The following is a 26,943-nucleotide window of genomic DNA, read 5'->3' on the forward strand; positions in this document are numbered from 1 at the left end:
TGTTTACGGCACATTCATTTTTTCTATCTCTCCTCTGGAAGTCCGATCGTTAGCCGCTACACGCGAAATAATCTCCGCAATGATTTCAGCCAGTTTTAAAACCATATATAATCTCGTGCTATTTAAGGAGTGTACAGGTGTTAATGGATCCAGAGTATTTACAATCGCCTTCAAATGATAATCACCCACACTTGGCAGAACCCGATTCACTGCATTGCCAGGAATAAACGATCCTTCTCTGATTAAAATATAGCCGATTTGCCTTTCGTCCCCGAGGCAGGCGTCTATGCCAAATATAAAAGGATCATGATGCGTTTCCTTTATTCCTTTAAGAACCGTTTTGATATTTAATGCGTGAACAGGGTCCTTTAGAGTCCCATATACTGGATACTGGATGTTCTTTTCTTTGAGGATCTTTCCTGTGAGTGGCCCAAGAGAGTCTCCAGTTGAGCGGTCCGACCCAATGCACAAAATAACGATTTCCCTGGATGAGCTGTAAAAAATCTGTTCCAGCTTTGATACCATTTTTTCAATTTCCGCCTCTTCCGTTGTTTCTTTAATGGAAATATAGCTTGCTGCATCAACGATTTTATTGGTCTTTTTACCTGATGAAAATGGCCACATATTTGTCCCTCCTTTCCGACATAATTTTTTATTTTTTAATCCTCATTATTTTTAAATGATAATCATTCTTAGTGTAAACCAGGAAAACAGCAATTGAAAATTTATTTATACATTATTTACTACCCTGACCTTCGGCGGCATATCCACGGAATTTTGATTTTATTCCTTCAATCATACATGAAGTACAAGCTGATATTCATCTCAAATTTGCTTAAAAATAACTATTTCGACTTTCGAAAAAGATGTTATAATACTATTTATAAAATTTTTACAGAAATGAAGGCGAGTTTGTTTGAAAAAGAGATTATGGCTTATCTATGGAATGCTGACTTTGGCTACTGCCACATGGGGCAGCGCATTTATTGCCGGCAAGTTTGCTGTTCAAAGCTTTGAACCTGCAACTGTTGCTTTTTTGAGGTTTTTGGGAGCTGCCATCCTGCTTTATCCACTCATGTGGATTATGGAGAAAGATCGGCAACGGCCAAATTTAAAAGATCATGGACTATTTGCTCTGTTGGGCCTGACTGGAATTACACTGTATAATATTTGTTTCTTTCTGGCCACAAAACACGCACCCGTGATTAAAAGCTCATTATTTATTGCATCAAACCCGGTTCTTATTGTCCTTTTATCTGGACTATTTCTTAAAGAAAAAATTACGAAAAATCATGTCATTGGAATGGCAGTTGCTTTGACAGGTGTAGTGTTTATTATTACAGATGGCCATCTGCTCACGCTTTTCCAATATGGCTTTGAACCAATTGATTTCGTATTGCTTGGCGCTGTCGTAAGCTGGGCCATTTATAGTGTTGTGGGGAAAGTGGTATTAAAAAAATTCAGCTCAGTGGAATCGACCACATATGCAGTTGCCTATGGTACCTTATTTCTATTGCCGTTTGCTTCTGCTGAAACAACGTGGATGGACATCCAGCAAGCCAGCTTTACAACCTGGGCAGCTATCGCTCATATGAGTATCTTTGTTACCGTTGTTTCTTTTGTCATGTATTATAACGGGATTAAAGAGATCGGAGCAGCCAAGGCTTCTATTTTTATTAATGTGATGCCGGTGTCAGCTGTTATCATGGCTACAGTCTTTTTAGGTGAAACGTTCACCATTGCGCATGGAATAGGCGCAGCCTTTGTTCTTACGGGGGTATATATAGGAACAAATGCGAAAATGTTTCAAAGAAAGATGAATAAACGGACCATTAAGAATAAGACTGCATAGGTGCTATGCAGTCTTAGTTTTGGAGTTTTAGTCTACTCATGATCATAATAGCTTTTTTGTTTTTGTATAAACGACCGGGCCAGTTCAATTGCTTTTTGAGCCTCGCCTTTTTCTGAGTAAAAGTGGAATAGCTTTTTCTCATAATGGTCTATTAAAATGCCGTAGCCGATTTTTTTAAAATACGGCAATGCTGTTCCCTCAATAAATTGATAGTATAGCTTTTCTTCTTTTTTTAATAAATAAAGATGGAGCTGAAAATAAATCCAGGTATATGAATCTGTTTCTTTTGCTCTCTCCATTCCTTCTTCAGCCAATTTTATTAACGCATTACGGGACTGAAGTTTCCCTTTGTAGCAGGTATGTATATATCCATCCAGAGCAGTTAAATAGTGAGGGGCGTTTTCTGCCGTTAGCTTTAGTGCTTCCTCATAGAGACCTGCAGATTCCCGGTATTTCTTCCGGCGAAAATATTCAAATGCCAGATTATGAAAAAGCTTGGATTTTCGGTCACCAGAATTACATGCATCACAAAGCTTAATTAATTGTTCATATTTTTCCTTTGTTTCATTAAAATCATGAAGCTCCTTCGCATTCAGCTGGACAATCAGGAGCATTTCTGTATCGATAATTCGGAGGATGTTTAAGGTTCTTTGAAAATATTGAAGCGCCTTTTTTCCATAATAATAGGCTGTAATATTTGAATGGATGGAATGATAAGCAATCGCTAAATGGTAATAGTATTCTTCGTAGCTATAATGATCTCTGTCAATGGAAGCTAAACAGCTGATACAGTCACGGTATTGCCCTGTAAGAAAGTAATAAATGCCCTGGATATGCTTCAGCAGATTAGCATCATGAGGTGACAAGGCAGCAGAAGCTTTATTAAGATCCGAAATTACTTCTGATGCCGAAACCAAATCACTCACAGATAAATAGTATCTGGCAGAAAGCAGGCGATATAGTGTCTGAAAGTCAGGCATATGAATTTGTTTTTCATCCTGCAGTTCTTTTTTTATCTGTTCAGATTCCTGTATTCGCTGCATTATCATGCTCTCATGCCATTCATTAAGCCTCTTGGCAAGCTGATGATATCGAATTATTTCCTCTTCGGGATCAATGCCTAGCCTCCTGGCCAGGAGATGTGTAATTTCTCCGGAGTATTCGGTAATTCCCCGTTCGATTTTACTTAAATGAGTAACGGAACAGATTCCTTCCCCCAGCTGGCCCTGTGTCAGTCCTGCTTTCTCCCGGTAAAACTTAATAATTTTCCCAATGATCATGCTGCACCTCAGTATAAAGTTTCTATCATTATAGTGAAATTGGCGGGCATTTTCTATAGGATAATAGAAACAGGCAGGAGAACTTGACTCCTGCCTGCTGTTTTTATGATTATTTTTCTTTCGGCTCCAAACCAATCATCTTTAAGAAATCCGTAAGCCCTTTCTTTCCAATCCTGTCTTTCGGCTGATTTCCTTTTCCTGCTAATGAACCTTTCGTTAAGAAATTCTTTTCAATCCATCTGACATCTGTTTCATCGACTAAACCATCCTGGTTCATATCCAGATGAACATTTTTAGGGTTTTCTTCTCCATAATGATCAACAGCTTCTTTCAGATCCCGGATATCAACAATCTGATCCTGTGTAACATCCCCTGCAAGGTTATCTTCAGGATTAATTCTTACATACAGGCCTTGCTGCTCTCCCTCTTTTTCGATGCTTGCCATTACATTTTTATACTCAGCCATATGGCCAGGAACCTCTACATAGACCGTATAGGCTTTTTTATCTGCTGGCACAATGACCTCAAACAGCCCCCTGCTGTCCATTGACCCTTCATAGATTTTTCCATCTGCAGCTTTAGCATAAACCTTCGTCTTAAGCTTGGTAAAATCATATTTGCTGTCAATCCACCCTCCGGGAGTTAAGAAAGCTTCCGGAGCTATATTACCTGAAATACGTGAGTGAGTTGAAGTAAATTCAAAATGGTTTAAGCTGTAAGCCGGAATGTTTTCTGCTTTTGACTGACCTTGCTTCTGATAAGAAAGTTCCTTTAATCCAAAGGAGGTAAACCTTGTGAAATTAGTGTCGTCCACCATTTTAAAAGTAACATCAAGGAATGGCATATCTCCACTGATTCCTTCAAAGCCTGCTTTTAAAAGAGATGCTCCGACTTTCACAGTAGATTTTGAGACAACTGGCTCATCTATTTTTATTTCAATTCCATTTTGATCTGCAAATTTCTGAAGCTCTGGATTTACTTTTACTTCCTGCAGCTCAAAGAAATCCAGATGAGGTTGAATCTCATATGAACCTGAGATAAAGTTCTTTACATTATTTAAATCGAGAGTCATGGTAATTTCATCATTCAGCTTCACACTGTTTTTATTAAAACGGCTGGCTGCATGTTCAGTGCCTTCCTTCATAAACACATACCGGGGAGATTTAAACATATTGGCTGCTGTTGCCATATCCCATGGGAATAGCCTTAATTGGTAAGGAGCCGTTTCATATTCTTCCGGAATCACACCGAACTTCGTTGCGCCATCGTCATCCAGCGGCAGGAATCCGCTGATAAATGGTATTTCACTTTCATAATAAGCAGCTATATTGGTTTTTTGGGTATAATCCATCCCTTTTGACTGCAATAGGTCAACTGTTTTATCGGTCACCATTCCATGAACCCAGAATGCATGGTGGCCATCTTCAGTTGTTAACATGCTATCATTTATTTCAATCACACCCGGTTCAATGTCGAGATCCACTTCCGGCGGTGTATTGTCTACAATGCCTACACTTTCATGATGATAGGTCTTTCCCTCTGCATCCCGGCTGATTAAATCAAGGACATATTCACCTTCCGGCAGCTTTTGCATGTAATCAGCAATCGGCTGTTTCTTATTCCCTGTGAATGGATAAACAAGTCCTCTGTGGCCAAAGTATATGAGATATTCTTTATCAGGCATGGCCGCACTGGCATCATAGCTTCCTACAATTCCAACAGCCTTGCCTGTTTTTGCATTTTTTACAATTAAATCGAATGTCTCCATCGGGCTTTTAAATTTAAAGACAAAGTGCGTACCAGGCGAATAGTATTGGTGCATTGGTGTATCAGTCGTAATAGATGGCTGGAGCGGTTCTGCAAAATCGATGCCTTTATCCGTCACCCGGATCGCAAATGGAATTTGATAGCGTTCTTTTGGATTATCCTGATTCACCACATGAATATATCCTTCATAACGCCCGATTTCAGCTGTTTGCGGAATTGTAATCGCTGCTTGTAATTGTTCCGTTTTTCCCGCTCCTATTGTAAACGATTCTGGAAGGTCTACTTTAATATTATTTTTTACTCCATCCTGCACACCGTTCCGGGCTGAATGATATTCCACTGTTACATCATAGGATTGGTCCTGTCCGTTCTTGTTTGTCACTTGAAGTGTACGGCTATCCTTTATATCAGCACTGTCCAAATAGTGGTTTCCATAGCTGATGGAACCCGTGATTTCATCAGCCTCCACGTACTCTCCGTTTTCAACATGCTCTGTTTTATCTAGCACCTTAAATGAAACGTTAGAATGAACTGCCTGATAGGCATCCACACGGCCGGCACCAACTTCATACACGGAGTAGTCCTTTTTTAAATCATCTGACGTATTCATTAATGCTGTTTTCACATCGAATGGATCAAGATTCGGATTATCCTGAAGCATAAGTGCCGCCACGCCTGCTATATGAGGAGTGGCCATGGACGTACCATTCAGGCGTGCATAGGCAGATGTGTAATCCTGGCCATCTTCTGGATGGTTCATAAACTCCGGATAGGTGGAGAAAATAGAAACCCCTGGTGCCACGAGGTCAGGCTTTATATCGTAGTTGCTATTCACAGGGCCTCTTGAACTGAAATCGGCAAGAGTGTCTCCTTCCGTCTTAACCTCTAAAAGCTGGTCAAATGCTACAGAAGCTCCCGGATTGCCTTTTAAATATTCCCCATCCGACTTTGAAAGCTGGAATGTCGGAATATACTTGGTGCTCTCACCTATATAGGCTGGAATTTCGCCCTCCGTATTATTAAAAATAATAACAGCTGCTGCACCGGCATTTTTGGCATTTTTCACTTTTTCCTCAAATGTCAGCTCTCCGCGTTCAATTAAGGCAATTTTTCCTGTAAGATTATTTCCAGTGAAGTCTTGCGGCGTGCCCAGACCAGTAAACTCAATTGGATATGATTTCCCTTCTAGTGCTTTTAAATCATCCGTGAAGTTTTTGGCTAATAATTTCATAGATTCAAAGACCTTCTCAGCTGCGCTAGCTTTAAAAGCTGGAATGGATATGGAGGCATCACTTGCTCCTACCGTAATTCCGAATGCACTCGTACCAGGTGCACCAAGCGTTTTTTCATTTGGTCCCGCATTTCCTGCTGCTACAACGGAAACGACTCCGGAAAGCATAGCGTTATTAATTGCAACCGAAGTAGGATATAAAGGATCATTTACGCTCGCTCCAAGTGATAGATTGATTACATCCATGCCATCTTCTACTGCTTTATCAATACCGGCCAGCACCCCGTCTGTCGTGCCGGATCCATATGGCCCTAGAACCCGGTAGGCATACAGATCAACATCAGGTGCTACTCCCCTGACAGCATAGTCGACTGCATTTTCTTTTTGGGCAGCAATGGTCCCTGATACATGCGTACCGTGAGAAGTATAGTAGGCGGCCCCTCTGTAATCAAATTCAGGCTGATTGGATGTTTCCCAATCATTGTAAGTTGCTTCCATTGGATCAGCATCATTATTGATAAAGTCCCAGCCTTTGACAGTGCCCGGATCAACGGTTTTAGGATCTTGTCCATTTTCTGTACGGTACCCTTTGTAAGAACCTGTTAAGTCAGGGTGTGTATAATCAATCCCTGTATCCAGAACTCCGACCTTGATGCCCTTCCCGGTAATCCCCTCGTCATGAAGATTGTCTACTCCGATTTGCGGAATGCTGTCTGCCATCTTTGGCTTCACTTTGGATTCCTTTACTGAAGGGAGATCCAACTGGACTTGGGCATTGCTCCAGATTCTTTTTACAGCACCTGATTGCAGGAGTTCATCAACAGCTATACCCGGCAGTGTCATGGAAACACCATTAAAGGCATTCTTGTATTCGCGTTTTACTTCAATTTTACTTGCGTCATACAGTAAACTGCCTTTCTTAGATTTCAGCTTGATAACATGGGTTTTGAATTCGTTGTGGGATTTGTCAACTTTTTCTTTAGCTGCTTGAAGAGACGTTTTTTTGCCTTTTAAAGCTTCTTTCTTTAGCTCAACCTTTGCAGGAGGCTGGTTAAATTCAACAATGACTTCGACCAACTCGGGAGTGGATGTATTTACTTCAGGAGAAATAACAAATCCAGGTCCAACCTCTAGCTGTTCTAAAGCATCCCTTTGTTCTTTAGAGAGGCTGCTTAAAATTTTTTCCGCTTCGTCCACCGTGATCTCCGGCTTCTGAGCAAGCACATTAAATGGAATGGAAGCAGTAAATAATAAACTTGCAGCCAAAGCTCCTTTTAATAGATTATTGCGTGACTTCATTTTTTTCCTCCTGCTCTTTAATTAGTAGAAAAGTAAGAATACTTACTATTTTCATCTTAAAGGGTGAGAGATGTGGCAGTAAATTGGGGTAATAAAAGAGGGACATTACTACTAAATTTAATATTTTCAGCTGGGATATATCTTGAAAATAGGATGATAAGCATCTTGATCACCGGGAGAAAAATTAAAATATGGAAGAACCGGACATTGATTACCCCAAATTGGGCAATGGTGGCGAGTTTGGGGATAACTTTAATTTCACGCGCTTTATGCCGAGTGTTTTCTTTTCCTTGCTATTTTTTTCGTCATGAAAGCTCTCTGGCGACTGGTTTCCTTTTCTCTCTGCCGATTTCGTCCTCCTCATGAACACTCTATGAAGACTGTTTTCCTTTCCGTTTTCGTCTTCATAAACGCTCATAGCAACCACTTCCTTTCAAATCTTCAAGTAATCTAGCAATTAGTTAATTTACAAATTAACACAAAAAAGACACTTCCCCAAAATCAGAAGTGTCCAATCTGCATAGCTATTATTTCGAAGCGACACTGCCCTGAAACACACGGTTTAACGCATCTGCCGCCTGCTCAATTGACTTTCTTCCCTGCTCCAGTACACCCGGCATCCAGAAGAATCCATGGATCATGCCGTCATATCGTTTGGCTTCAACCGGAACGCCGGCTTCTTTTAAACGCTCCGCATAGGCTTCACCCTCATCGCGCAACGGGTCAAATTCTCCCGTTAACACCAATGCAGGCGGCAGTCCGCTTAAGTCTTTTGCCTGCAGCGGAGACGCATATGGATTTTTTCCATCCTCCTCATTCCGCAAATAATGATTCCAGAACCACTCCATACTGTCTTTCGTTAACAGGTAGCCGTCTGCATTTTCAGTATAGGATTCTGTTGCATAAGAATGGTTAGTTACCGGATAGATCAGCATCTGATAGGCAATTGAGATTTCACGCTTGTCTCTTGCCATGAGAGCCACAACGGCTGCAAGGTTACCGCCGGCACTGTCGCCGCCAACGGCAATGCGGTTTGGATCAACACCAATGGATGCTGCATTGTCAGCTGCCCACTTGGCTGCAGCGTACGAATCATCTGCAGCAGCAGGAAATTTATGCTCTGGTGCAAGTCTGTAATCTACAGAAACGACCACGCAATTCGCCAAATTCGTTAACAGTCTGCAAGGAACATCAACTGTCTCAAGGTCACCAATTACCCAGCCGCCGCCATGATAGTATACGAGCGCTGGAAATGGACCTTCTCCTTTAGGAGTATATATTCGGACAGGGATTTCTCCTTCAGGTCCCGCAATTTTTCTATTTTCAATCTTCCCTACTTCCTCCGGCTCTCCAGCCAAAGCGCTGAAATCTGTAGTAAGGCGGGCTTCCTCCGGTGATAGCTGGCTCATCGGCGGAGCTCCTGCTGCCTCCATCTGTTCCAATAAAAATTTTGCCTGCGGATCTAATGCCATAATTATTTTCCCCTATTAATATATTTATTGACAGGGCAGGATGAATGCCTGCCCAATCTATACCCACTATTTAACGGCAGTTTTTTCAGATGCTGTCAGGTTAAAACCTTCATAGCCTTTTTCGGCGACTTCTTCACAAATCTTCCGGTAGGTTCCTACACCGCCAAGATAGATTTGAAAGCCGCGGGCTTTTCCTTCAATGTTGGCACCCATGTACCAGGAGTCTGTTTTGGTAAACAAAGTCTGATCGGCGATTTCACGGCAGTGCTTGCTCCATGTATTTTCCGACTCTTCTTTGACTTCAATGGCAGCCTGATTTTGTTCCCTCATATAGCTGATGCAATCAAATACCCACTCCACATGCTGCTCAATTGAAACCATCATATTGCTCAATACGGACGGACTCTCAGGTCCAGTCAGCATGAACATATTCGGGAAACCTGCTGTAGCGAGGCCAAGATAGGTTCGGGTTTGTGAGCCGCCTGCCCATTTTTCTTTCAGGGAGACGCCGTCTTTTCCACGGATATCCATCTTAAACAGCGGTCCAGTCATCGCATCAAATCCTGTGGCAAACACAATCATGTCAAGCTCATATTCATTATCCACAGTCTTAACGCCTGCTTCAGTAATCTCCTGAATCGGTGCCTCTTTTACATCCACCAGCGATACGTTATCCCGGTTATAGGTCTCAAAATAATCTGTATCTATGATGGTGCGTTTAGTGGCATAATAGAACCTCGGAAGGAGTTTTTCTGCAACTTCAGGATTTTTGACTGTTTCTCGGATTTTTGAGCGAATGAATTCAGCCACAATCTCATTCGCTTCCGGTGAGATGGACAAGTCATTATATGCGTAAGATAACTTAAGAAGTCCTCCTTCTTTCCAGGCTTCCTCGAAAACTTTTTGCCTTTCTTCAGGAGTTTCGTCAAAAACGGAAACATTTCTTGGCTCCTCCGGTATGCCGGTTATGGAATGGCGCATTTTTTCTCTGATACCCCCGTAATTTTTCCGTATATTATTCAGATGTTCAGGATCATTCGGCGTATTCCTGGCCGGGCTGCTGTACTGCGGGGTTCGCTGGAATACCGTCAAATGCCCGGCTTCTTTTGCAATAACAGGAATTGCCTGGATACCGCTGGACCCTGTGCCAATGATGCCAACCCGCTTCCCTGTGAAATCCACTCCTTCATGCGGCCAGTGCCCGGTATGATGCCATTCTCCTTTAAAGTTTTCCAGCCCTTTAAATTTAGGCACATTGGACGCTGACAAGCACCCTACAGCTGTTATAAAATATTGTGCAGAAACCTTTTCACCATTATTTAATTGGACGTCCCACCTATTTTTCTTTTCATCATATTGTGCGGACTGCACCCTTGTATTGAATTTCACATCACGCCGCAGATCAAACTTATCTGCTACATAGTTTATGTAGCTTAATATTTCAGGCTGTTCGGCGTATTTTGCCGACCAGCTCCATTCTTTCAGTAGTTCCTCAGAAAAAGTGTAATTATAGTAGATGCTTTCAACATCGCATCTTGCGCCGGGATAACGATTCCAATACCATGTACCGCCGACATTATCGCCCGCTTCAAATACCCGGGTGGAAAAACCGGCCTCCCGCAAACGATGCAGCATATACAATCCAGAAAAACCAGCCCCTACGACAACAGCATCAAAATCCGTGAGAGTGTTCGATTTTTGAAATGATGACATACTTGCTTCCTCCTCATGAAATTAATTTGAATGAAAGCGATTACATTTTCCTTTTAATAAGTTCCTCCCCTCCAGTACTTTTAATTTTTAACTATAACTAAAGCTTACTATCATTCGTTTGTATTGAATATTCATAATTTTCTATATATAATATCCCTATAAGGAAGGTGTTAATATGGCAATAGAATCTACCATTTTGGATAATATCCAGAATTTAGAAGATGTCGAGACTCATGAGGAGAAACTGTATAAAATTTTAGAGGTTTATATGAACATTTTTCCTGTTAAAAACGCCTATTTATTTCGTTATTCACCTTTAGGTTTTATTGGTGAAGGTATCATCGCTATCACATGCCACGGATTAATACATATAAGAGATATCAGGGATGATGTTCGTTCATTGCCGCTCATTTACTCTGCCCTCTATGAAAGAAAAGCTAAATATTGTTCGGGAATCGAATACCTCAAGCAAATAAACATCAAATACATAACTACTTCCAATGTCAACTCCTTCCTTGCAATCCCCATTTGCTTTGGTGCAGTTCCTATCGGCTATATTTGCACAAACGAATTTGACGAACAGGGAAAAATTTCTGATCAGCAGCTTTCCTCTTATACTCAATTTGGTCAGCACATAGGAAAAACTCTTGAAAAAACAGAAGGAAAAGAAGATGCCCGGCTATTAAGCAGAAGAGAAATGGAGGTCATGAAGAGGATTTCCTGGGGCGAAAGCATAAAGGAAATGGCCGATTCCATGTTTATCAGTGAAGTTACCATTAACCAGTATATTAAAACAGCTATCAGGAAACTCGGAGCTCAAAATCGCACACAGGCAATTGCGGAGATGTTTCGGAGAGGGATGATTTCATGATACGTAGATGTTCATTCGCTGCACCAAAAAAGGCCCTTTTCTTATAGAGAGGGCCTTTTTAACATTTATTTCTCCATCATCAATTTCAAAATCAGCTCATCCGTATGACGGGTGCCTTCATTTCCTAATTTACAGAAACTCTCGATACTTTTTTCAACATCATCATGAATAAATCCATCGGTTGATTTTATTTCTTGATCGTTGAGTGCAAGAAGGGCAGACTGCACAGCTACATTAGAACAGGTAGACACTTTCATGGCACAGCCTGCTTTTGCTCCGTCACAGATCATTCCAGAAACATTCCCGATTGTGTTCTGAATGGCTGCTTTGATTTGGTGAAGCTGTCCATCGAGCAAATACACGATGGCTGCACTTGCCCCCATTCCTGCAGCAGTTACACCGCATAGTGCAGAAAGACGGCCAAATTTGGATTTAATATGAATGGTTATCAGATGACTGAGTGCCACTGCCCGAATCATTTTTTCATTTGTAACCTTAAGTTTTTCAGCAGCTGCAACAACTGGAAGAGTGACTGCTATTCCCTGGTTGCCGCTTCCGGTGTTTGCCATAACAGGCAGTGTGGAGCCTGCCATTCTCGCATCTGACCCAGCTGCAGCCAAAGACATTGCAGCAGTGGCAATATCATCCGACAAAATCCCCATTTCCACATTCCTTTTTATCGTTTTCCCTACCTTTAGGCCATATTCACCTGATAGGCCTTCGATTCCAATGATCCGATTGAGCTCAATGCTCTTTTTTACAAGTGTTAAGGAACTGATTTCCACACTAAGCACCCATTCATATATTTCATCAATGGTGAGTGCAATTAATTCATCTTCTTCAGATTGGATTCCTATATTTTCACATCCGCCCTGGTAGATAACTTCTCCATCAACCTCAATTAAAGTAATATTGCTGTGGTTATCAGAGATTACGACTCTGGAAGTGTGGAAATCAGTTTTTAATACTGTTTCGATATAAAGCCTTTTCGGTGTCTCCGCCTGTAGGGAAGTTACTTTTCCTTCTTCAATAAGTTTAAGAGCCAGCAGCTCATCTTCAGGCCCTACTCCCTCTAATACTTCCAGCTTTCTTGCAGGGTCCCCTGCCACAGCGCCAATTGCCGCTGCGAAATCAAGACCATAAGAACTCATGCCCGGAATTCCGACTGATTTAGCATTTTTGATGATGTTTCCGCTCGCTTTTAAGCATAGCTCTTTTATTTCCCCTTTAGCATGGCTCTTTGCAGTTGCTGCAGCGAGTGCAATCGCAACAGGTTCCGTACATCCAAGGGCAACCACTAATTCTTTTTCCAGAATCCTTAAGATCTTGTGCTTCTCCATTTTCATACCCCTAATTGATTTAAGTAATATAATGAAACTTTAACTATTATAATCCATATAGTGAAAAATGAAGAGAGGCAATATTTCCTTTCATACCAAGTTAACGGAAAAATAAAATAGGAGCAGCTCTGGCATCTAATCTTTGCAGAATAATGCACTGAGATTCTTCAAGGTATATAATCTTCCAGTCACCATAAAAAGGCTGTTATAGTTTCTTTGTACATATTCATCTATAATAGTGAGTCCCTTTACAAACCGGTTCACTAAATAATTTGTGTACTTTGGATCACAGACAAAGCGATTGATTCTAAATAGCTCATCTGCAAGGATATGAAACTTAAAGTCTTCAGCAATCAGTTTGATTTGTTGTAATTTGTCTGAGTCCAAATAGAAAATATTATTTTCGAGATTCTTATTCAGAAAGGTCAAAAACCCCCTTATATTTTCAGCGAGTAAAATGGCTTTTTCCATTTCAGGTTTCATATTTAATCCCCCCTTGTTACATAGTTCCGTTTACAAAGAATTTATGTAGGAGAGTACCCTCTAAACACACAAAAGGCCAGGAAACCGAAGTTCCTGGCCTTTACTATTTATTTCAACCCCGAAATGGTATAACCATCGATAATATATCGCTGGAAGAGAATGAAGATGATGATAATTGGAACAACCATGAAGGTTGATCCTGCCATCTGCAGGGCAAAGTTTCCGCCATATTGTCCTTTTAATAATTGGAGTCCGACCGAAAGAGTATAAAGACTTTCGTCGTTTGCAATGATCAGCGGCCACAGGAAGCTGTTCCATCCAGCGATAAAGGTTAATATCCCCTGTACTGCAAGGACCGGCTTAGCCATAGGCAGGACAATTTGCCAGAATACCCTTAATTCACTGGCGCCATCAAGCCTTGCTGCTTCAAGCAATTCATCAGGTATCGTAGTCATGAACTGGCGAAACAGGAATATCCCGAATGCACCCACCAGACCTGGGAGAACAATCCCCGCCATTGTATTGGTTAACTGCATCTGATTCAGTATCAGATACACAGGTATCATGGTTACCTGTCCAGGAATCATCATTGTAGCAAGAACGAGAAAGAATAATTTGTTCCGCCCTTTAAATTCAAATTTGGCAAAGGCATAGCCTGCCATCGCATTTAAGAATAGCCCGACAAAAGACCAAAGAACGACAATAAGCGTATTTTTCAAATAAAGAGCGAAGTTCATATTCACAAAGAGATTCTGAAAGTTTTCCAATGTGAAGTCCTGGGGCAACAAAGTGGGTGTGAGCTGCATGACTTCACTTTCAGGCTTAAAAGCAGAAAGTATCATCCAAATAAATGGAATGGAAACCAGCAATCCTCCGATGGCTAGGATAATACCTACGATCCATTGCTGGGCTCTTTCCTGCTTAATACTGCTACTTAATGATTGCTTATGAACTGCATTGGATTTCATTTTGTTTTCCACCTCAGCTTTCATCAATAATCCTGTCCTTTTTTCTGAAGCTTAAATTGAATCATTGTTATGATAATGATGGCAATGAACAGTATGAAAGACCCCGCAGCCGCATATCCAAAGTTGCTGAATTGGAATCCATTCCGGTAAATGAACAAGGCAACTGAAGTGGTGCTGTCTAAAGGACCGCCATTTGTCATGACAAACGGTTCTTCAAAAAATTGCAGCCAGCCGATCATCGTCGTGATGGACACGAAGAAGATGGCGTATCTTAAAAGCGGAATCGTAATCTTGAACATCTGCTGCCAATTGTTGGCACCATCAAGCTGAGCCGCTTCATAGTAAGTTTTTGGAATACCCTGAAGCGCTGCCAGGAATATAATCATGTTAAGACCAATGGCTCTCCAAAGCGCAAGAGCGATCAGTGAAACCTTTGCCATTGTCGGATCCTGAAGCCATGGAACAGGCGGCAGGTGCAAAAACTCCAGCACATAATTAAATAATCCCAACTGAGGGTTATACAAATAGCTCCAAACCACAGCAACCGCAACAACGTTTGTGATGGAAGGCATATAGAAGACAACCCGGAAAGCTTTAAAGATGCGGGCTTTTCCAAAGTTGATTAGGAGAGCAATTCCCAGGGAACAAACGATGACTAGCGGTACACCAAATACCACATAAAACAGGGTATTAAGAATGGATTTTACAAAGATCGGGTCACTCACAACCTCTTTATAATTCTCTATACCAACAAAGCTAATAGATGACCAATCGGCTATCCCGACCAGATCCAGATCAGTAAAACTGATGATCAGGGCCACAAATATAGGGAGAATGGAGAATAATGTCAGTAAGATAAGTGCAGGAGCTATAAAAAAGTATGGAGTCTTGTTTGCCATAAAGCTTTTCATTGTAGGTCCCTTCCTTCTTAGTCCCATGAGTCAGGACTATTGGAGGCAACTGACAGACTTATGTCTGCCAGTGCCTATTTATTAATATTACTTCGTTAAAATTTCCTCAGATTTTTTATCAAAGTCGTCCATTTCGGATTGGATATCCGCGCCGCCACGATAAATCTTTTCAAATCTGCTTAAGAAATCCTGTGCAATTTTCTCAAAAGGTTTAATGACAGGCATTGGCTGTGCATTTTCCAGCTGCTCCCCAAAAACTTTGTAATATTCGTTATGCTGAAGCTGGTCATCATTCCATGCCTCTTTGTTTGCCGGTAAAGAGTTTGTCATTTCAAGCCACTTCACCTGAGTTTCGGGTTTGCTCATGTATGCAAGGAATTTAAGTGCTTCCTCTTTATTTTTTGTGTGCTGGAATACGGATAGGTTGGATCCGCCCAGTGTGGAAGTATTTGTTTCCTTAGCCGGAAGGACTGCAGTCGCCCACTTGCTCTCAAGTTCTGGCGCCTGGTCATTGATCAGCTTAACCATCCAGGGACCGCTTATGAACATCGGCAGAATTCCATCCCCTCTGAATGCCTGGACGATATCAAGACCAAGGTCAACCGGAGCGGATCCGTCTTTGAAGAATCCATTCAGGTACTCAACGGCTTCAACAAATTCCGGCTCATTGAAAAATGCCTGATTGCCTTCGATAAGCTTGGAACCATTTTGACGGGCCAGCATGAATGATAAGCTTTGCTCATTTGTATCAATGCTGATTCCGTATTTGTCCTCACCGCGATCAGCCAATTTTTTGGCTGCATCCTGTAACTCCTCCCATGTCTTTGGAGCTTCCTTATATCCTGCTTCCTCTAATAAATCAGTGCGGTAAAAAAGTACCCGTGTATCTACATACCACGGCACGCCGACCACTTTATCATCATATTTCGTTGTTTCGATTGAACCTTCGAAGAAATTATCTGCCCCAAGCTCAGGGTATTTTTCAGTGTGTTCAGTTAAATCAAGCAATGCATTTGCAGAAGCAAACTCAGGAATCCAAGTTGTTCCCATTTGCACAACATCCGGCCCTTTTTTAGAAGCAACTGCTGTTAAAAGCTTATCATGTGCCTGGTCCCAAGGGATTGCCTGCACCTTAACATCAATTTCAGGATTCTCTTTTTCAAATTCATCTGCAATTTTCGGAAGTGTTTTTGCCTCTTCGCCCATGCCCCAAACGGTTATGGTCTTCTGCCCCTCTTTTGAAGAAGATCCAGAATCAGATGAACAGCCTGCCAATGCCCCAGAAACCACCAGGGAACCCACCATAGCAGCTGCAGCGAATTTTTTACTGAATACATTTAATAACTTTTGGCTCATACGTAAAACCCCCAATAAAATAATAGGCTTTGCTTTAAGTTTCCCGCTATTGTGTTGATTCATTACTTCTTAAAGTACAAACGTAAAAACCTGCTCCATTTTTAAATGGTTTGGAAATTCCCCCTTTTTAGCGAAACGTTTCGAGTGACACTAAAAAAATATGAATTTATCATTATAGAAACGTTTTGATTATTAAGGGTCGAGGACAATAATCTCTTCTCCAACGCTATAGAAACGTTTCGATAGGGTTATTATATGCTAATGTGAAATCGTTTTCAAGTATATTTTACAGTGGAAAATGAAATAATCATAAAATTTCATATAATATTTCACCAACCTTTTCGAAACGTTTCGATTTTTGATTGACTCAAAAAAAGAAAGCGCTTATAATGCAGTTGTATCTTTATTCGAAACGTTTCTATTTATTATTTAAAATATACTATAAGAAATTGGGGAGGGTACCCTGAAAATGAAGCAAAAACTAATATCCTTACTCGAAGAAATGACTCTCGATGAAAAAATTGCCCAACTTATGCAGCTGGCTACACCATTTTTTGAAGGTTCAAAGGATGAAGGGCAGATTACAGGCCCTCTCGCTTCCATGAAAATCAACGAGAACAGCATACACAGCTCAGGTTCAGTTCTTGGTGCTTCAGGTGGTGCAAAAGAAGCAATCCGTATTCAGAAAGCCCACTTAAAAAACAATCGATTAGGAATTCCTTTATTATTCATGGCAGACGTCATACATGGTTATAAGACCATTTTTCCGGTCCCTCTCGCCATTAGCTGTTCATGGGATCTCGATGGTGCACAGGAGAGTGCTGCCATTGCCGCTAAAGAAGCAGCTGTGTCCGGTGTACATGTAACCTTTGCCCCAATGGTCGACCTTGTCCGTGACCCGCGCTGGGGCCGTGTAATGGAATCTACTGGTGAAGACCCGTTCCTGAACAGTGAATTTGCGAGAGCCTTTGTGCGCGGTTTTCAGGGTGAAGATCTGCAGAACAATCTTGAGAAAGTCGCCGCCTGTGTAAAGCATTTTGCTGCATATGGAGCACCAGAGGGCGGAAGAGATTATAACACGGTGAATATGTCGGAGCGGCAGCTGCGGGAATCCTATCTTCCTGCCTATAAAGCAGCTCTTGATGAAGGCTGTGAAATGGTTATGACAGCTTTCAACACGGTCGATGGAATCCCCGCTACCGGCAATAGCGCCTTGATGCGAGGTCTCCTTAGAGACGAATGGAAATTTGATGGAGTTCTAATTTCCGACTGGGGCGCAGTGAAGGAAATGATCCCTCACGGAGTTGCCGAAGATGAAGCCGAAGCTGCACTGAAAGCCATCCAGGCCGGTGTGGACATTGAAATGATGACTTCATGCTATATCGACCATTTAAAAGAACTTGTGCTGAATGGAAAAGTGGATGAAGCACTCATTGATGAAGCGGTGCTTAGGATCTTAACCCTGAAGGATAAACTGGGATTATTTGAAAATCCAAACCGAGGTGCCGATGAAGCACTTGAAAAAGAACTCATTCTTAATGAGGATCACCGGCAAGCCTCCAGGGAGCTGGCGGTTAAATCCTCTGTTTTATTAAAAAACAACGGGCTTCTTCCTATTAATAAGGAAAAGAAATTGGCGCTTATCGGACCGTTTGCAAAAAACAATGACATTCTGGGTCCATGGTCATTTCTTGGGTCAAAAGAAAAAGCCGTTCAACTTTATGACGGGTTGAAAGAAAAAGTGGGCTCCTCCCTTCTTGTAACCGCTCAAGGCTGTGACATTGAATCCGTCACAGATGAACAGATAAATGAAGCACTTAAGATAGCTGAGGATGCAGATATTATCATCCTGGCACTCGGGGAAGATTCGGAAATGAGCGGTGAAGCCGGCTGCCGTGCAGATATCCGCCTGCCTGAAGCTCAACTCGAACTGGCAGCCAGGATAAAACAGCTTGGCAAGCCAGTCGCTGCTGTCCTCTTTAATGGACGCCCGCTTGATTTACACGGAATCTGGGACGAAGCTGACGCCATTCTGGAGGCTTGGTATCCAGGTACAGAAGGCGGAAACGCTATTGCCAATCTCTTGCTCGGAGATGCCTGTCCATCAGGAAAACTGACCATGTCTTTTCCTTATTCAGTCGGCCAGGTCCCTGTCTATTACAATCATTTTAATACTGGACGTCCTAAGGGGGCTCCAGATGCACAGGAAAGATACGTATCACAATATTTAGATATACCAAATGAGCCGTTGCTTCCCTTTGGATACGGCTTAAGTTACACATCGTTTGAATATGCTGACGCCAAACTATCACATTCTGTTCTGACTCCCTCCAAACCGATTATGCTGTCTGCAGAAATAACCAATATAGGCAGCCGTGCGGGAGAAGAAATTGTTCAGTTCTATATTCAGGACGTTTCAGGTGAAGTCGTCAGGCCATTGAAGGAACTTAAAGGATTTAAGAAAATCACACTGGATCCCGGTGAAAAAGTCCATGTTACATTTGAGATCAAGGAAGAACAATTGCGTTATTATCATACTGACTTATCATTCAGGAGTGATAACGGAAAATTTGTCGCCTATATAGGTACAAACAGCAGGGACGTTACCCCGCTGCATTTTGAATTGATTAAAGATTGAACAAAATATATCAGTCTCATAAACCATTGAAATAGTTTATGGGATATTATGAAACCTAAAAGGAAAGAGTTGACAATATATGACACAGTCAAAGTTCACCATTCAGGCTAATGATTTATCATTTACCTTTTTAAATAGCGGGGATCTATACGAAATCGCCCATTCATCCACTATGATCAACCAATGGCTTTCCAATCCAATAGATGGTTCCTTAAATAATATATTTCTGCGTATTCACGAGGAGACTGGCATCAAGACCTTTCCCCTGCTGGGAGTCAAGTCCCAAAGCACGGTCCGTACCGCACATAACCAAGTGATCTGGGAAGGGAAAGCTCTCGGCATTACCTATCAGGTTACATTCACATTGACAGAAAACGCTATCTGGTTCTGGAATGTTGAATTATTTGGAGATGGATATACAGCTGATGTTATCTACGGACAGGATTTGGGACTTGCTGATAAAGGTGCCGTTCGCACGAATGAAGCATACATGTCTCAATACATTGATCATAAAGCATTTAAAAGATCTGAAAAAGGTTTTGCCTTATGCTCCAGACAAAACCAGCCAATGAGCGGCGGATGCTTCCCTTATATTCAGCAGGGGTCACTCACTAAAACGATAGCCTATTCTACTGATGGGTTTCAATTTTTCGGATTATCCTATAAAGAAACAGACTTACCTGAAGCACTAAGTAAAAACTCTCTTGCTAATGAAATCTACCAATACGAATTCGCCTATACAGCCCTTCAGTCAGATAAGATTGAGCTGAAAGGCGAGGCACAGGTCGTCTTTTATGGCATCTTTAAGGAAAACCACCAAGAGGCAATCACAGAGCTGGAATTTGAGAATGATATATTGAAAGCTTGGGGGAAGATTCCAAAAGCAGAAGCTCAAGGCAGCAAAATTGAGCCTGTCCGTCTCTCTCCTGCTTTTGGGAAACCGCTTGAAACGCTTACGATGAGCAGAAGGGAAATCGATGAGCTGTTCCCCCATCGCCATCAGGAAGAGACTTCCGGAAATTCGCTATTATCCTTCTTTACAGATCGGCATGAGCATGTTGTCTTAAAGGAGAAAGAACTGCTCGTTGAACGTCCTCATGGACATATCATCATGACCGGGGAAAATGTTGAGAACATCCAAAACGTCCTTACTTCCACTTTATATATGTATGGAATTTTCAACTCTCACATCGTGGTTGGGAATACATCTTTCAATAAAATGCTGACAAACGCCAGAAATGCATTAAACATCATGAAAACCTCCGGCCAGAGGATTTACATTGAAATTGACGGGGAATATCGTTTGCTAACAATGCCTTCCATGTTTGAAATGGGCTTTAATTATGGCAGATGGTACTATAAGACAGCAGATGACCTGATTATAATCACTTCCTATACATGTGCGGATGCTCCTCAACTAGAGCTGCATCTCCGCTCTGAAAAAGGAAAAGCCTACCGGTATCTTGTGACTAACCAGGTTTCTATGAATAATAACGAGTATAACCAGCCATATGAAATGGAGCATGATGGAAATACCCTTACTTTTAAGCCGGGAGAAAACTCCGACAGTTCAAGTGTTTTTCCTGACCTTGCGTACCGCATGCAAATAAACGGTACTGATTTCCAAATAAAGGATTCTAGTCTTTTCGGAGAAAATATTAATAAGGAAGCAGCTTCTCTTGCTGTAATTGAAATGGCTTCTTCAAGTCAATGGCAGATGGCTATTCAAGGGTTGCTTGAAGGGCAAGAGTTCCTAATCGGGCAAACCGATTTCCATGCAGAAAAAGAAAAGTATCGCGAATTTTTCGACTCAACCATGAACGGCTTCCGGCTTTCCAAAAAGGGAGCTGCTGTTGAGGAGCTAAATAAAGTAAACGCTCTTGCCTGGTGGTATACACACAACATGCTGGTCCATTACTCTGTTCCCCATGGACTTGAGCAGTACGGCGGAGCTGCCTGGGGAACGCGCGATGTCTGCCAGGGACCAACTGAGTACTTCATTGCCACACAAAAATATGATTCTGTAAAGAATATCATTACGACTGTGTACTCTCACCAGTACGCAGATGATGGTAACTGGCCTCAATGGTTCATGTTTGATGAATATTACAGATTCCAGCAGGAAGAAAGCCATGGAGATATCATTGTCTGGCCATTGAAGGTGATTGCTGAATACCTGAAAGCAACTAATGATTACTCTATATTAAGCGAATCAATCCCTTACACTGAAAAAGGCAGCTTTGAATTTACAAAAGAGAATGCTTCTCTTCTGGATCATATAAAAAAACAGATTCAGTATATAAAGGATCATTTTTTACATGAAACGTTTTTATCTTCCTATGGAGATGGTGACTGGGATGATACCCTTCAGCCGGCTAATGCCCAATTAAAGCAATATATGGCCAGCAGCTGGACAGTGGCCCTGACATTCCAGGTGATCAGCCAATTCTCTTCTTTATTGGAAGGCCATGATGATCAACTGTCTGTTGAGTTGAAGGATATTGCTGAGGGAATCAAAAGAGATTTCAGCACCTATATGCTTTCTTCGGAAACAATTCCAGGGTTTGTGTACATGGAAAATCCTGAAGAACCTGAAATGATGGTACACCCTTCCGATACGAAGACAGGGATACACTATCGCCTTCTCCCTATGACAAGGAGCATGATTGGCGAACTTCTGACGCCAGAACAGGCTGAGGAACACTATAAGATTATCAAAGAAAAGCTGTACCACCCCGATGGAGTCCGCTTAATGGACCGTCCAGCTTCATATACAGGCGGCGTCAGTACAAATTTCAAACGAGCCGAGCAGGCGGCTAATTTTGGCAGGGAAATTGGACTTCAGTATGTTCATGCGCACATTCGCTTCGTTGAGGCAATGGCCAAAATCGGGAAGTCAGATGAGGTATGGACTGGCCTGCAGAAAATCAATCCAATCGGGATCCAAAAGATGGTGCCTAATGCAGAGCTTCGGCAAAGCAATGCCTACTTCAGTAGCTCTGACGGAAAATTCAATTCCCGCTATGAAGCTGCAGAGAACTTTGATAAGCTTCGTGATGGCTCCGCCACTGTAAAAGGCGGATGGAGAATCTACTCCAGCGGTCCGGGAATTTATATGAATCAGCTTATTTCAAATGCCCTTGGAATCCGCCGCGATGGACAGGATTTGGTCATTGACCCTATTCTTCAAGCAGAACATGACGGTTTGGAATTCAACTTCAGCATTAATGGTAAAGAAGTGACATTCCTCTATCATCTCGGCAATCAGGAGATTCCCGGAATCAAGATTAACGGCAGCAAGATAAATGCACAAAGGATTTCCAACAGATACCGCACAGGCGGATACCAAATCAGCAAATCCGAGCTTGAAAAGCATCTAACACAAGAAAAAAATATAATCGACATTTATTTGTAATCGAGGATTTAGCGGCCAAATGAGGCCGCTTCCTTTTTCATGTCTGGAGGGCGTCAAGATGAAAATGAAATGGTGGCACAAAAGTGTAATCTATCAGGTATATCCCCGCAGTTTCAAAGACTCCGACGGGGATGGAATAGGTGATTTAAAAGGACTAATTTCAAAACTCGATTATATTGCAGAATTGGGAGCTGATGTCATTTGGCTCTGTCCAGTGTATGCTTCGCCAAACGATGATAATGGATACGATATTAGCGATTATTACAGCATACATCCGGAATATGGATCTATGCAGGATATGGATCTGCTTATCTCCGAGGCAGCCAGCCGAGGGATCGGCATCATGATGGATATTGTCGCCAACCATACCTCAGATGAGCACCCCTGGTTCATTGAATCAAGAAGCAGTAACTGTAATCCTTACCGTGATTTCTATGTTTGGAAAGACGGCGTGGAGAATGGCCCTCCAAGCTCCCTTCAGTCCATTTTCAGCGGAAGTGCGTGGGAGTATGATTCCAATTCGAACCAATACTACCTGCACATGTTCAGTAAAAAACAGCCTGATTTGAATTGGCATCACCCCCTGTCCGCTATGCCATTTATGATGTAATGCGTTTCTGGATTAATAAAGGAATAAAAGGATTCCGTTTTGATGTGATCGACCTGATTGCAAAGGATCTTGATAAATCAATCATAGCAAATGGTCCCCTCCTCCATGAATACCTACAGGAAATGCATCGGGAAGTACTGGAGGGAATGGATATTGTTACGGTAGGCGAAACCGGCGGGGCTGATTTGCAGCAGGCTATTCTCTATACGGACCCTTCGCGAAAAGAGCTGGATATGGTCTTTGCCTTTGAGCACGTTTCATTAGATGAACTGCCCGGTAAGCAAAAATGGGATTTGAAATCGCTCGACATAAAAGATTTAAAGCGTGTTTTTTCAAACTGGCAGACAGGCCTTTCAAATAAGGGATGGAATAGCCTCTTCTGGAGCAATCATGATCAGCCGCGTATTATTTCTAGATGGGGCAATGATCATGAGTTCCGCTATGAAAGCGCCACTATGTTTGCCGCTCTTCTGCATCTCATGAAAGGCACACCGTATATTTACCAGGGAGAAGAAATCGGAATGACAAATATCAAATTTCCTGATATAAGTTTCTACCGAGATATTGAGACATTCAATATGTATAATGAGCGGATAACGGGAGGTCAGTCTCATGAAGACATTATGAATTCAATCTATGCGAAAGGCCGAGATAATGCACGGACACCCATGCAATGGAATACCGAAAAGAATGCCGGCTTTACTAACGGACCTCCGTGGATTGAAGTGAATCCAAATTATTTATCCATTAACGCTGAAAGTGATCTCGGATCTAAGCAATCGATCTTCCGTTTTTATCAAAAGCTTATACAGCTGAGGAAGTACAATGACATCATTATGTATGGCCATTACTGCCTGCTTGACAGTGCACCGGAAGTCTTTGCGTATGAAAGAACTTATAAAGATGAAAAATGGATGATCATCGCTAATGTATCTGAGAAAAACGTAAAGGAGTCACTTCTCAGCTTTGGGAACAGGGAACTTCTTATTCATAATTACTCTTCCCCTCCCCATGACAAAGTACTTCGACCTTATGAAGCCATTGTTTATAAATTAAAAAATTGACTATAGCTGGAAGCGCTCACAATGTATAATAAGAGAAGAGCTTATTGCAGAGACTGGAGAGAGAATTGTGACAAGTATTAAAGACATTGCAAAAAAAGCGGGTGTCTCCATATCAACTGTTTCCTATGCTCTGAACGGCAGCCCAAAGGTCACTGAGGAGACTGCTGCAAAAATCCTGGCCATCGCCAAAGAGCTTAACTACGTGCCGAACGCTGCAGCACGTTCTTTAAAGAAAAGGGAAACAAAAATTATCGGGGTTTTTTTAACGAACTTCGGGGGAGCATTTTATGGACAGCTCCTGCAGGGTATCCAGGACTCTCTTAATAGCAAGGGATATGAGATGATTGTATGCAGCGGAAAAGAGTCCCACCGTTTTATCCCTGAACGAATGATTGACGGAGCTATTGTTCTGGACTTCTCTTTTTCGAGTGAAGAACTATTGAAGCATGCTGATGCAGGACATAAGATTGTTGTAATGGACAGGGAATTAATTCACCCCAATATTAACCAGGTACTTTTGCATAATACTTCGGGGGCCACTCTTGCGATTGATTACTTAATTGAAAAAGGCCATCGAAAAATATATGCAGTAAATGGTCCGGATGGTTCGTATGATGCGGTCCAGCGGATTGAAGCTGTTCGTCAGGCTGTGAAATGGAATCAGCAGATCGTTTACCGCGAACTTCCGGGTAACTTTAATAAGGGCGCTGGCGAGAAGGCAGCGGAACAGATCGTAAATGAATACACCGAGCCTGTTGCAGTATTCTGCCTGAATGATGAAATGGCAATCGGCATGTACAATTATCTTGCCCCTACAAAGTATGAAATTGGGAAACATATTCATATTATCGGCTTTGATAATATTGAGCTTTCCAGGTATACTCAGCCTCGATTGGCAACCATCGATTATTCTGAGCGTAAATGGGGCGCTGTTTCTGCTGAACACCTGCTAAAATTGATTGCAGGCGAACCGTTTGAAAATGAACGTATCTACGTTACACTCATACCAGGAGATTCGGTGCAATCCATTTAATTTAGCTGCAAATAAAAATAAAACAGCGCCTGAGCTAATGTTCAGGTGCTGTTTTGCTGTTACTTCCTGCCTTACTATCAGGAGGATTGTCCATCCGGAAGCATTTTCTTAAACAGATCCAGGCAATTCTTTTTCTCTTTCACCCAAACCTCGCAGCCTTCAAAGGGATTAGCAGTTCCCAAATAGAGATTGCCATTTTCAGAAACAAACAGGTTCCGGCATCCATAATTTTTCGGATTTCCGAGTCCGTTAATCGTTACCGGAAACCAATGAATGCCATCTGGGGACTTCCACAGGCTAAACCCAAATGTTAAGCGGGTTGCCGGAGAAATTAAGGCGAAGAACAAGTCAGATATACATTCGATCGGCAGGCTGCTCAACAGCGGATTTTCATCCAACAGGCTTTTCAGGACTTCCGGTAGAAGCGGCGGAACAAGATCTGTCCAGTCCCAGGTGCCAAGATAAAGCCAGCCATTATATTCTTTCAGCTGCCAGCAGTAGCCATTCGCAATATTGCCAAAACCGGATGGAATACCGCTAATAGCCGTGCCCCTCGTCCCGGTTTCAGGGTTCGAAGGTTCAACAGGCTTGCTGCCAATAACCAGTTCCCATTGATCATTCTGATCGATTCGGATTAAGTCAAAGCCCTTGGGAGTTACAAGCCGATCATTCGGATCAAGGCTGAAGATGCCAAAATAGACAGCTGTCCCAAGGTATAAATAACCCTTATAGATTTCGAGGCTTAATGGCACCTCATTTCTTGCATCGCCCGCCCCTCTGTCTACAACCTTTTTCCAGCTGTTTGCTCTCGGATTCTCATCTTCTGATCTCCATAATTGAAAGCCTTCAGGCAGGGCTGTCCCAATATATAACCGATTATTGAAGCTTGACATGATGATTCCATTTCCCTGGGGATTTATTTCCGGATCCCCTGATAGATCGATTTGCTCCCAGCCATTCTTTTCGGGATCTTCACTTACATAAAGCAGCGTATTGGACACTTGCAGTTCATTTCCCGGGAGTGCAGCCAAATAGAGTTTATTGTTATGAACCACCATTGTCCTTGTTGATCCGCCCTGCAATAAACTCGGTAGCGGACGCCATCCTTCCTCATCTGTATATTTTAAAACGAGCAGGTTCGGACTAAAAGTAGCACAGCCGGCATATAAAGCAGACTCGCCAGATGGAGATGTGTAGGGAATCATAAATCGGAAGCCGACAATTCCGAGGGAAGGCTCTTTAAAGACCCGCTCCCATTTACAGCTTCCATCTTTTTTATATCGCCAGATTTCACCGCTGAAATCAGGATTCTTTGGTGTTAATTCCTCAGGCACTTCCATGTCGCCAAAAATAACACCGCCCGCGAGGACAGAATAGACAATATTCCGGCCTGTCCCAACATAAAGATACTCCTCAAACTCAGCAACAGACCATGCGTAATTGTTTTGCATGGCATTGTCGGGATTGGTTTTGTCAAACCCATTAACCGGGGTTATCTTTTTAAAACCACTTACATTAAACCCCATCGTTTTTACACCTCTTTTCGCTTTTTAATAGAATATGCGAAAATATGAAAAACGCAGGGGCTAATGTCTTGGACAAGGGCAGAATTACGGGGAATTGGTGAAAGGCCTCTACTT

Annotated in this window: 16 protein-coding genes and 1 pseudogene; 6 read left to right on the forward strand and 11 right to left on the reverse strand. The window is 42.1% G+C overall.

The window, feature by feature from the left end; all coding sequences use genetic code 11:
- Positions 1-3: 3 nt before the first annotated feature.
- A complete protein-coding gene (gene yyaC / locus LLY41_RS13975) occupies positions 4-624 on the reverse strand; it encodes a spore protease YyaC (protein ID WP_304585670.1) in 621 nt (206 codons plus the stop codon).
- 322 nt (positions 625-946) lie between these two features.
- On the opposite strand from yyaC, the gene LLY41_RS13980 reads away from it, so the two are divergent.
- The gene (locus LLY41_RS13980) at positions 947-1,852 is read left to right on the forward strand and encodes a DMT family transporter (RefSeq protein WP_304588039.1); all 906 of its coding nucleotides are present in this window, start codon (positions 947-949) and stop codon (positions 1,850-1,852) included.
- Positions 1,853-1,884: 32 nt separating this feature from the next.
- Here LLY41_RS13980 and LLY41_RS13985 read toward each other — a convergent pair whose 3' ends face one another.
- From LLY41_RS13985 to LLY41_RS14000, 4 genes are all read right to left on the reverse strand, one after another.
- On the reverse strand, positions 1,885-3,132 hold the full coding sequence (locus LLY41_RS13985) for a helix-turn-helix domain-containing protein (protein WP_304585671.1): 1,248 nt from the start codon (positions 3,130-3,132) through the stop codon (positions 1,885-1,887).
- A 109-nt stretch (positions 3,133-3,241) separates the two neighbouring features.
- Positions 3,242-7,429, reverse strand: coding sequence for a S8 family serine peptidase (locus tag LLY41_RS13990; RefSeq protein ID WP_304585672.1), 4,188 nt, complete (start codon positions 7,427-7,429; stop codon positions 3,242-3,244).
- Positions 7,430-7,956: 527 nt separating this feature from the next.
- Positions 7,957-8,901, reverse strand: a complete 945-nt coding sequence (locus LLY41_RS13995; RefSeq protein ID WP_304585673.1) for an alpha/beta hydrolase — start codon at positions 8,899-8,901, stop codon at positions 7,957-7,959.
- A gap of 66 nt (positions 8,902-8,967) precedes the next feature.
- Complete coding sequence (locus LLY41_RS14000; RefSeq protein ID WP_304585674.1) at positions 8,968-10,614, reverse strand: flavin-containing monooxygenase; 1,647 nt, start codon at positions 10,612-10,614, stop codon at positions 8,968-8,970.
- A 175-nt stretch (positions 10,615-10,789) separates the two neighbouring features.
- Between LLY41_RS14000 and LLY41_RS14005 the strand changes: the two genes are divergently transcribed.
- Positions 10,790-11,485, forward strand: a complete 696-nt coding sequence (locus LLY41_RS14005; RefSeq protein WP_304585675.1) for a response regulator transcription factor — start codon at positions 10,790-10,792, stop codon at positions 11,483-11,485.
- Between the two features lie 65 nt (positions 11,486-11,550).
- Here the strand turns inward: LLY41_RS14005 and LLY41_RS14010 are convergent, their stop codons facing one another.
- From LLY41_RS14010 to LLY41_RS14030, 5 genes are all read right to left on the reverse strand, one after another.
- The gene (locus LLY41_RS14010) at positions 11,551-12,825 is read right to left on the reverse strand and encodes an L-cysteine desulfidase family protein (RefSeq protein ID WP_304585676.1); all 1,275 of its coding nucleotides are present in this window, start codon (positions 12,823-12,825) and stop codon (positions 11,551-11,553) included.
- Between the two features lie 135 nt (positions 12,826-12,960).
- Entirely contained in the window at positions 12,961-13,308 is a 348-nt protein-coding gene (locus tag LLY41_RS14015; protein ID WP_095242509.1) for a hypothetical protein, read from the reverse strand.
- A gap of 107 nt (positions 13,309-13,415) precedes the next feature.
- Complete coding sequence (locus LLY41_RS14020; protein ID WP_095242523.1) at positions 13,416-14,276, reverse strand: carbohydrate ABC transporter permease; 861 nt, start codon at positions 14,274-14,276, stop codon at positions 13,416-13,418.
- Between the two features lie 23 nt (positions 14,277-14,299).
- Positions 14,300-15,187, reverse strand: a complete 888-nt coding sequence (locus LLY41_RS14025; protein ID WP_095242508.1) for a carbohydrate ABC transporter permease — start codon at positions 15,185-15,187, stop codon at positions 14,300-14,302.
- Positions 15,188-15,274: 87 nt separating this feature from the next.
- A complete protein-coding gene (locus LLY41_RS14030) occupies positions 15,275-16,543 on the reverse strand; it encodes a sugar ABC transporter substrate-binding protein (protein ID WP_304585677.1) in 1,269 nt (422 codons plus the stop codon).
- A 469-nt stretch (positions 16,544-17,012) separates the two neighbouring features.
- Here LLY41_RS14030 and LLY41_RS14035 point away from each other — a divergent pair, with 469 nt between their 5' ends.
- The 4 genes and pseudogenes from LLY41_RS14035 to LLY41_RS14050 all read left to right on the forward strand — a co-directional run bounded on the left by LLY41_RS14035 (position 17,013) and on the right by LLY41_RS14050 (position 25,303).
- Positions 17,013-19,181: a glycoside hydrolase family 3 N-terminal domain-containing protein gene (locus tag LLY41_RS14035; RefSeq protein ID WP_304585678.1), complete on the forward strand. Its 2,169-nt coding sequence runs from the start codon at positions 17,013-17,015 to the stop codon at positions 19,179-19,181.
- A gap of 79 nt (positions 19,182-19,260) precedes the next feature.
- The gene (locus LLY41_RS14040) at positions 19,261-22,596 is read left to right on the forward strand and encodes a GH36-type glycosyl hydrolase domain-containing protein (protein ID WP_304585679.1); all 3,336 of its coding nucleotides are present in this window, start codon (positions 19,261-19,263) and stop codon (positions 22,594-22,596) included.
- A gap of 58 nt (positions 22,597-22,654) precedes the next feature.
- Positions 22,655-24,270, forward strand: a pseudogene (locus tag LLY41_RS14045) (glycoside hydrolase family 13 protein).
- Between the two features lie 67 nt (positions 24,271-24,337).
- Positions 24,338-25,303: a LacI family DNA-binding transcriptional regulator gene (locus tag LLY41_RS14050; RefSeq protein WP_095242504.1), complete on the forward strand. Its 966-nt coding sequence runs from the start codon at positions 24,338-24,340 to the stop codon at positions 25,301-25,303.
- A gap of 77 nt (positions 25,304-25,380) precedes the next feature.
- Here the strand turns inward: LLY41_RS14050 and LLY41_RS14055 are convergent, their stop codons facing one another.
- On the reverse strand, positions 25,381-26,829 hold the full coding sequence (locus LLY41_RS14055) for a Kelch repeat-containing protein (protein ID WP_304585680.1): 1,449 nt from the start codon (positions 26,827-26,829) through the stop codon (positions 25,381-25,383).
- Between the last annotated feature and the right edge of the window lie 114 nt (positions 26,830-26,943).

Origin of the sequence: Cytobacillus firmus, from assembly GCF_023612095.1 — a bacterium.
Classification (GTDB): Bacteria; Bacillota; Bacilli; order Bacillales; family Cytobacillaceae; genus Cytobacillus.